This window comes from Bacillus sp. JST-5, assembly GCF_057747715.1.
On record NZ_JBYLHW010000088.1, the window covers coordinates 1 to 9312 of the forward strand.

The following is a 9312-nucleotide window of genomic DNA, read 5'->3' on the forward strand; positions in this document are numbered from 1 at the left end:
GTACGGTTTGATGAGGGGAAGCTGAGAGTAAAAGAGACAGCATGAGCTGTCCCTTTGAAATCAGTTTTCTACTCTACAAGGGAGTGGGAATCATGATTAATAAAGAAAAAATTGCCGAGATAATCAATCATAAAATCCATCTGTTTAAATGTCCGATCTGTTATAGTCCTATGAATATTTTTGATCAGAAAAGCATCGTTTGTTTAAAAAATCATACGTTTGATATTGCAAAAAAAGGGTATGTCAATATGTTGAATCAATCGATTAATAGCCGTTATAGCAAAGAGTTATTTATGGCTAGACATAAAATGATTGTGGAAAAACAGTTTTTCGAGCGACTACATCAAAAAGTGTCAGAAATGATTATGAAAGAAATGAATGCTGTAAACGAAGAAATCATAGTTCTTGATGCTGGTTGTGGAGAAGGTTCTCATTTACAAATAATTGTAAATAAAAGTAGCCAATTAGTATGTAGGGGAATTGGTTTAGATATAGCAAAAGAAGGAATTAGAAAGGCAGCTAGCCATTATAAAGAATCGATTTGGCTTGTTGGAGATATAGCTAAATTACCGCTTGCCAACCAGTCATGTCATGTTATATTAAATATTCTTTCTCCAGCTAACTATAAGGAGTTTAAAAGGATTTTAGTACCGGGTGGACTCGTTATTAAAGTCGTTCCTCGTCTAAACTATTTAAAGGAATTACGCGAAGTATTAATTGCTCATCCAGATAAGAAATCTTATAAAAATGATAAAATTGTACCACTATTCGAACAACATTTTGATCTTGTCGATATTATTCATATTCAAGATACGAAAGAAGTTTCTCAAGAATGGATAAATGATTTATTGCATATGACTCCCCTTGCTTGGAACTATCGGCCACATAGTCTTGAACAGATAAAAAATAAAAGAATTTCCCAAGTCTCAATTGATTTAGATGTGTTAGTTGGAAAAGTTCTAACGAAAGGGGAGAGAGAGTAATGGAAAATTTATGTTTACAATTGGATAATGTAGAAATTTCAATGTCAGATAAAGTAATATTAAATATTCCGAGTCTTAAATTGTACCAGTTTGACCGAATAGGGATTGTTGGAAAAAATGGTGCGGGTAAAAGTACGCTTTTAAAAATATTGAATGGCCAAATACAACCAGAGAAAGGTCAAGTAAAACGCTTTATTGATTTTGCCTATTTTGACCAACTAAATGTTCCTACCAATCATGAAGTTGAATACGAATTAAAAGGAAAACTTTCAATTCCTAATACAGAAATCGGTAACTTTAGCGGCGGAGAACTGACAAGATTAAAAATTGCCCAGTTGTTCTCGAAGTATCATGAAGGATTATTATTAGATGAACCAACTACGCATTTAGATTCAGAAGGAGTTCAATTTCTCATTGAAAAATTAACTTATTATTATGGTGTCCTTGTCCTTGTCAGCCATGATCGTTATGTATTGGATCAACTGGTAACGAAAATTTGGGAAGTGGAAAACGGGGTGGTAACGGAATATATTGGTAACTATAATGATTATATTACACAAAAAGAACTTGAAAAAAGACAACAAATGGAATTGCATAGTAAGTATATCAAAGAAAGATCAAGGCTATTGGAAGCAGCAGAGGAAAAAAGAAAGATGGCGGAGAAAATCACCCGTCCAAGTAAGAAAATTTCTAAAAAAGAGGCTAAAGCAAAAGCGAATAGAATGTTCATGACTAAATCGAAAGACTCAGGTCAAAAATCGATGCATCGAGCAGCAAAAGCCATTGAGCAGCGGATAGTACAACTTGAGAAGGTAGATCCACCTGTTGCAGAGAGGAAAATCCGTTTTTATCAAACAGAAGCACTTAAATTACACAATAAGTTTCCTATCATGGCGGATCGCATAACAGTCAAAGTAGGAAGCAAGACTCTTTTAATGGATACAAGCTTTCAGTTTCCTTTAGGTAAGACGATTGCAATTACAGGAAAGAATGGATCTGGAAAAACGACATTACTTCGTTATATTTTACAAAGAGGGGAAGGGATTACGATTTCCCCAAAAGCAGTCATCGGTGTTTATGAACAGATGAGCTATCACCTTACTTCTAATGAAACCGTTTTGGACTATGTAAAATCTCAAAGTGATTTTGATGAAGGTTTCATTCGTTCTGTTTTGCATTCGATGAACTTTCATGGTAATGATTTAAAGAAAAGTGTTTGTCAATTAAGTGGTGGAGAGTCTACACGATTAGTATTGTGTCAGTTATTTTTAGGGAGATATAATGTATTAGTTTTAGATGAACCGACCAATTTTTTAGATGTATTTTGTATAGAAGCTTTAGAACAATTTTTAAGTGCATATGAAGGAACAGTTCTGCTTGTCTCACATGATCAAACATTTATTAATAAAGTTGCTGATTGCATTTTCCGAATAGAAGACAAAAAATTAGTACAAAAAGTGTAAACAAGTATTTTTTAACGGTTAACAATTTAAGTATATGAAGGCTCTCCTGCAATCATTAAGGAGAGCCTATTTATAATTTGACGATGTAGAAGCAGAACACATTTTATTCCAAAATGGTATTTAATTGATGTATAATGGATAAAGAAAAAATCAAATTTGTTATTTTAAAGTGATAGATCTTAAATAGAAAGAGAGTGTATTTTATGGGCCGTAAATGGAATAACATTAAGGAAAAAAAGGCACAAAAAGATAAAAATACAAGTCGAATTTATGCAAAATTCGGTAGAGAAATATATGTTGCAGCAAAATCTGGAGATCCAGACCCAAATATTAATCAAAATTTGAAATTTGTATTGGAAAGAGCGAAAACATATAACGTTCCTAAACATATTATTGAAAAAGCTATTGAAAAAGCTAAAGGCGGTTCAGATGAAAATTATGATGAATTAAGATATGAAGGATTTGGACCGAATGGCTCAATGATTATTGTAGATGCATTAACCAATAATGTTAATCGCACAGCTTCAGAGGTTCGTGCTGCTTTTGGTAAAAACGGCGGAAACATGGGAGTGAGTGGATCCGTTTCGTATATGTTTGATCCAACAGCAGTTATCGGTGTCGAAGGTAAAACAGAAGATGAAGTACTAGAAATTTTAATGGAAGCAGATATTGATGTTCGTGATGTAGTCCAAGAAGATGATTCGATTATTATATATGCAGAACCTGATCAATTTCATGCTGTTCAACAGGCATTAAAAGAGGCAGGCATTCAAGAATTTTCGGTTGCTGAACTTACAATGCTTGCGCAAAATGAAATCACACTTCCAGAGGATGCAAAAGCTCAATTTGAAAAACTTATCGATGCGCTTGAAGATTTAGATGATGTTCAGCAAGTATATCATAATGTAGATTTAAGTGAATAAACGAGAGAAGAGAATTTAGCTATATTTGGGAAGATGATGGGATGACCATCCATCTTCCCTTTTTCATTTTATTCATAAAAATAATCCCAATTTTTCCTTTAGTTATTGGGACTTTCGACTAATATGGGAGTGAAAAATAAAGTCAAGGGGTGAATACCTTGACAGTCATAACTTCATTCAATGAAAAAAGAAGAGAAAAACAAATAAAATATGAAAGAAGTATGTTAAAGGAATTAACGATCCAAATGTTAAGAAAAAAAGTAAGGCATTTTTTCGGGACTTTATCTTCTGGAGCGGGGGTCATTTTGGATCAAGCCATTGAAGAAGGATGTTTTGATATCGCTATTGAGGCATATTTATTAGGAAGCCGTTTTAGTCGATTTGGATATTACGGTGAAACCGTTGATCAAGTAAAAGAAAGATCAATTTATGAATTAGAACAGTTATCGGATGCTTTATACGATTTTATCCAGTTTTGGGTCAATATTAAGTCTGAACAAAAAATGGATGAAAGATTAATGATTAAATGTGAGCAATTTGTCAATGAATGGTGGTTAGAAGGATTTAATAGGGGGAGAATGAAATATAAATTGAGATTACATTAAGTCGTTCTAAATCCTTGCTTTGTCCGCATATATTTTTTTACTAGGACAGGCAAGGAGGAGATAATGAAGAATGTTAAAAAAGTGGAAGATATGGGCTTTTGCAATAGGATTTTTACTATTAATGTTTTTGATACAATATAAATTTAATGAGGACTCTTCTTGGGAATCATGGAACTTGCCTTTATCCGGTCGAATTATTTTTATTGACCCCGGACACGGTGGCCCTGATGGTGGAGCGGGTGATGAGAAAGCTGTAGAAAAGGAAATTGCTTTAAATATTTCACTTAAATTGCGCGATTATTTGCAAGAACAAGGGGCAATTGTTTTAATGACAAGGGAAACGGATAAAGATTTAGCGGATAAAGATATGCGCGGATACAGTCGCAGAAAAGTACAAGATTTAAGACGTAGAGCTGAAATGATCAATGAATCTCAAGCTGAATTATTTATTAGTGTCCACTTAAATTCCATTCCTTCATCAAAATGGAGTGGAGCTCAAACCTTTTACCATCCTAAATTTGAAGAAAGTAAAATAGCTGCCAAATTAATTCAAGAAGAGTTAATTAATACGTTAGAAAATACTAATCGTAAAGCAAAAAAATTAAAAAATGTATACTTATTAAAAGAAGTTGAAAAACCCGGTGTATTAGTCGAAGCCGGATTTTTATCAAATCCAGCAGAAAAAAGGAACCTAATGAAAGAAAAATATCAAGACAAAGTGGCATTATCAATTTATAAAGGGGTAATGAGATACTTTTCCAATGAAGAGAAAAATAATATAGGTGATGATGAATAAGATGGGATGGTTTTCTTGTATGGGAACCTTCCCATATTTAATTTCATTAGTGCTTCCATACGCATAGATGAGTTATTCTATGTTATACTGAAAGTGAAATATAAACTGGGTGGTGCGAACATTGTTAAGTGTTGAAAAAGTATATGAAATATTAGAAAAACTAGAAGACCCTTTTTTACATAAAACGTTAAAAGAAACAAATGGAATAATTGAAGTAAAGGTAAAAGAAGAAAAAGGCCATGTAAGTGTTAAGGTAGCGATTGCAAAAACTGGAACTGGAGAGCAACTAAAACTTCAGTCACAAATTGTGGAACAGTTAAAAAAAGCTGGAGCACAATCAGTAGGGATTCGCTTTACAGATTTACCAGAAGAAGAATTAGAAAAACATCGAGTTGCCAATCCAGAAGTCGGTGAAGGGTTATTATCACCAAACAGTAAAACAACTTTTATTGCTATTGCTAGTGGAAAAGGCGGAGTAGGAAAATCAACTGTTTCAGTCAATCTTGCTGTTGCCCTTGCTCGTCAAGGAAAAAAGGTAGGTTTGATTGATGCGGATATTTATGGCTTTAGTGTTCCAGATATGATGGGGATTGTAAATCGACCAAAAGTTCGCGGAGATAAAATTATTCCGGTTGATCGGTTTGGTGTTAAAGTTATTTCTATGGCATTTTTCGTTGAGGACAATGCTCCTGTTATATGGAGAGGACCAATGTTAGGTAAAATGTTAAATAGCTTTTTTAGTGAAGTAGAATGGGGAGAATTGGATTATTTATTATTGGATTTACCGCCTGGAACGGGGGATGTTGCCCTAGACGTTCATACGATGCTTCCTTCATGTAAGGAAATTATTGTAACTACCCCTCACCCAACTGCAGCTTTTGTTGCCGCAAGAGCAGGTGCAATGGCATTACGAACAGAGCATGAAATATTAGGGGTAATTGAAAATATGTCCTATTTTGAAAGTAAATTGACTGGTGAAAAAGAATATGTTTTTGGTAGGGGTGGAGGAGAAAAACTATCGGATGAATTAAATGCACCTCTATTAGGAAAATTACCTTTACAGCAGCCAGATTGGGATGAAGAAGACTTTGCCCCATCGGTTTATAAACAGGATCATCGCTTAGGGATCATTTATGATGATATCGCTAAGAAAATCATTGAATTAACGTAAGGAAAAAAATACAAGAAGCTAAATAACGGACCGTACGTGAATGATACGGCGATCTTATTTTATATTATAAAGAGGAAAGGTGGTTTAGGAGTTTAAACCACCTTTTTTAAAAGATAAGAAAGTATAAAAATTTGGGTCTACCACAGTCATTTAAGCTGTGGTATTTTCATTTTAATTGGGGAATTTTGTATTTGATATTGCTCTTAGAATATTATGGAAATTTGATTCTCGACGATTGAATACATTTTTTTAAGCATAAGAATAATGCTCGAGGGAATTCCCGAGCAAATATCGAATAGCCAATTAACTTTCTTTTTTCTTGCCTGATTGCATTTCTTCGGCAGCAGTAATAAGTATATTTTGAATTTTAGCTTGGAATAAGGGACTTTCGAACGTTTCTGTTATTACTTTTTGAAGGTGTTCCCGATATTCGTTACTTTTTAATACTTCTGTAACTTCTTCTTTTAAATCAGGTTCCTTCATTACTTCTACTAATTTTCCGCGGAATTCCGGATCATTCATTAAATTTTTGATTAACTTTTCATTGGCCTCTTGCATACTTTTCGCAAATGATTCAACGAATTTTGGATTTTCAAATGACTTTTTCCAAAAATCTATTCCTTTTTCCGAAACAAGCGTTTTTTCAATGGATTCCGAGACGATCGCTTGATCCATTACTAATTGTTGTTTTAAAGAATCATCTGCGAGTATTTCTTGTATGGCTTTTTTTCCATCATCTGTTTTTAGTATATCAACAACCATTTTCTTCGTTTCTTCGTAGCCAAGTCCTTCTTCTGCTTTTTGCGGAGCTGAACAACCAGCTATTAATAATGTGAAGATCAGGAGCAAGAATAGATGTTTTCTCATTTGGAATAGCTCCTTTCGTCAATAGAATCCTTAATAATAGAGTGGATATTTCGCTAAAAATTATTCCTTTAAAATTCAATTTGTAGATTTTTCAAGGATAGACTGGTACAATCATTTGTAGATTTTTCAAAGATGGACTGGTACAATCAAAGGTGTGATAATACATCAATTGGAGGATTTAAAAGTGAATAGCCGAAATTGGGTTCGAATGTATATTAGAACATTATTATTAGGTGGAATCATTACCATTGTCACTGGGATTCTAGTCCGATGGGGAGAATTCAAGCCAATATTTGCTTCTTTTGATATTTTGGAAATATTATCTGTAATCTTTTGGTTATTTGGAGTCGGTTTAATTTTCGCAACGATTAGCCAAATGGGTTTTTTTGCCTATTTAACCATTCATCGGTTTGGATTAGGTATTTTCCGTTCTTTATGGAATAGCGTGCAAATTGTCATTATGGTCTTTATTTTATTTGACCTAGTTTATTTCCGATTTAATTCTTTTGCCAAAGAAGGCGAAAGTATATGGAATTATTTCTGGATAGCCATTTTTATATTCTTGGTGGGTTTAATTGTTGCTTATGCAAGGGTCAAACAATCAAAAAAGACAGTTTTTATACCAGCACTATTTTTTATGGTCACTTTTACAGTTGTTGAGTGGATTCCTGTCTTGCTTGTGAATGAAGAAAGTTGGATTTATTTAATGTTATTTCCATTAATAATGTGTAACACTTATCAATTATTGTCTTTACCAAAATTTATTCAGCAATCGGAATTAGAAAGACAAGCAAAAATAACTGAAAAACCCGCAAAATAATGCGGGTTTTTTATTGTATTTCTTTTGAAGATGTTTTAGCGTCAGCGATTAACTCTGATATTGTAACAAATTTAAGGTGATTTAATTTCTGTATAATTATCGGTAATGCTACAGCTGTTTGCTTTGCTGAATCAGAAGCATGTAGAAGAATAATATCTCCTTTTTTTGCCTTTTCTATATTTTTCACTATTTCCTCTACCCCTGGATTTTTCCAATCTTTAGAATCAACACTCCAATGAACCACAGTATATCCCATACGATCTGCAATTTTCACTAATCTTGTGTCAAAATTTCCTGTTGGAGCTCTTAAAATTGGTTTTGTTTTTATATTCATTTTCTTAAAGACATCAATTGCCTTTAAAATATCTTGACGAATTTTTGCGTCGCTTAACTCAGTATAATCTTCGTATTCGTAGCCTAATAAACCTATATCATAACCTAGTTTATTGATTCGCTCTACAATATGCTGGTGCCTTTCTGCCCATGAACCAGATAAAAAGAATGTTGCTGATTTGATGCCTTCTTTTTCAAGTACATCTAAAATCGGTTCGGCTTTTTCGTCCCCCCAACCAATATTAAAAGTTAAGGCAATTCCTTGATTTCCTTTATAAATGGCTCGAGGACCGTCGCTAGATGAAAAAACCGGAACACGAGCGATATTCTCAATGTATAAAAACCATGCTGTAACAAATGCTGTTAAAACAATAAGCATGGTATTTCTTATTTTTTTCCCATTTAATATTAAAAAGAAATTCATAACATCACCTCGTCCACATCTCTAATTCAATCGTATGCTTGTTTAAATTTTTTATGTCTACCGTTTAATAGTTATAAAAAATAAAAAAAGGAAAATACTACTTATACAAAATAAGCGAGGTGGGTCAATGATGCTAGGTTTATTAATAAATAAGAAAGAAGCTGAGGAATTAATTTATTTATTAAAGAGAGAAATGGATGAAATTTTGTATGATTTGAAAGATGAAAGAATAGACCAAATTGTTAAAAGATCCATGGAAGAAAGATATCAAATTTTATTTACTTTATTTAAAAGAATTGCGACACCGAAAGAATGTTTACACTATATGAGAACAGAGAGAAAAAATTTAACTAATGATAGATAATAAAGTCTGGTTTTGAAATGAACATATATTTTATAGAGAACTGATAAAAATATTATGTATTAAAAAATTTGGCCGACCTAAAATGAACATAAAATGGTGAAAAACATATATGAAAAATGAAGTGAATGAAAAAACTAATTCCTTCGTATAAAAAATAAAAGTGATTTTGGTATGTTGAAAAACCATTAATTAAGGAAATTTTTTCAAAATAATTTTCTTGTTGACTTTTTTTATAATGCATGATAAATTATTAATCGTCGCTGCTGAACGAAATAAAAAGTATTGACATTTGTTCAACAGTAATTTAAAATAAATTATTGTGATTTGAAAATTCCACAATAAAATATTCAATCATCAATTATAATTTTTTTGTTGAATTTTGTTGATTGATATGTTATGCTTTTTAAGCCATTTCAAAAAGAAGTGTGCATTTGAACCTTGAAAACTGAACAAAACAAAGCGTCTAAAGAAACATGCTAGTCAATCATTTTGAGCAATCAAACTACTTATTGGAGAGTTTGATCCTGGCTCAGGACGAACGCTGGCGGCGTGCCTAATACATG

General features: G+C 32.7%; 10 protein-coding genes. 8 read left to right on the plus strand and 2 right to left on the minus strand.

Annotated features, from left to right (window positions below; genetic code table 11):
* Positions 1–92 precede the first annotated feature (92 nt).
* From AC3ASS_RS12890 to AC3ASS_RS12915, 6 genes are all read left to right on the plus strand, one after another.
* Entirely contained in the window at positions 93–983 is an 891-nt protein-coding gene (locus AC3ASS_RS12890; protein ID WP_488283930.1) for a putative RNA methyltransferase, read from the plus strand.
* Complete coding sequence (locus AC3ASS_RS12895; RefSeq protein WP_488283931.1) at positions 983–2446, plus strand: Msr family ABC-F type ribosomal protection protein; 1464 nt, start codon at positions 983–985, stop codon at positions 2444–2446. The genes AC3ASS_RS12890 and AC3ASS_RS12895 overlap by 1 nt, the downstream gene beginning before the upstream one ends.
* Positions 2447–2649: 203 nt before the next feature.
* Positions 2650–3369: a YebC/PmpR family DNA-binding transcriptional regulator gene (locus AC3ASS_RS12900; RefSeq protein WP_488283932.1), complete on the plus strand. Its 720-nt coding sequence runs from the start codon at positions 2650–2652 to the stop codon at positions 3367–3369.
* Positions 3370–3518: 149 nt separating this feature from the next.
* On the plus strand, positions 3519–3974 hold the full coding sequence (locus AC3ASS_RS12905; protein WP_488283933.1) for a DUF2521 family protein: 456 nt from the start codon (positions 3519–3521) through the stop codon (positions 3972–3974).
* A 70-nt stretch (positions 3975–4044) separates the two neighbouring features.
* Entirely contained in the window at positions 4045–4770 is a 726-nt protein-coding gene (gene cwlD / locus AC3ASS_RS12910; protein WP_488283934.1) for an N-acetylmuramoyl-L-alanine amidase CwlD, read from the plus strand.
* 121 nt (positions 4771–4891) lie between these two features.
* A complete protein-coding gene (locus AC3ASS_RS12915; protein WP_488283935.1) occupies positions 4892–5941 on the plus strand; it encodes a P-loop NTPase in 1050 nt (349 codons plus the stop codon).
* Positions 5942–6244: 303 nt separating this feature from the next.
* Here AC3ASS_RS12915 and gerD read toward each other — a convergent pair whose 3' ends face one another.
* Entirely contained in the window at positions 6245–6808 is a 564-nt protein-coding gene (gene gerD / locus AC3ASS_RS12920) for a spore germination lipoprotein GerD (RefSeq protein WP_488283936.1), read from the minus strand.
* 184 nt (positions 6809–6992) lie between these two features.
* Here gerD and AC3ASS_RS12925 point away from each other — a divergent pair, with 184 nt between their 5' ends.
* Entirely contained in the window at positions 6993–7628 is a 636-nt protein-coding gene (locus tag AC3ASS_RS12925; protein ID WP_488283937.1) for a KinB-signaling pathway activation protein, read from the plus strand.
* Between the two features lie 10 nt (positions 7629–7638).
* Here AC3ASS_RS12925 and AC3ASS_RS12930 read toward each other — a convergent pair whose 3' ends face one another.
* Complete coding sequence (locus tag AC3ASS_RS12930; protein WP_488283938.1) at positions 7639–8385, minus strand: polysaccharide deacetylase family protein; 747 nt, start codon at positions 8383–8385, stop codon at positions 7639–7641.
* Between the two features lie 130 nt (positions 8386–8515).
* Between AC3ASS_RS12930 and AC3ASS_RS12935 the strand changes: the two genes are divergently transcribed.
* A complete protein-coding gene (locus AC3ASS_RS12935) occupies positions 8516–8749 on the plus strand; it encodes a hypothetical protein (RefSeq protein WP_488283939.1) in 234 nt (77 codons plus the stop codon).
* Positions 8750–9312: the final 563 nt, after the last annotated feature.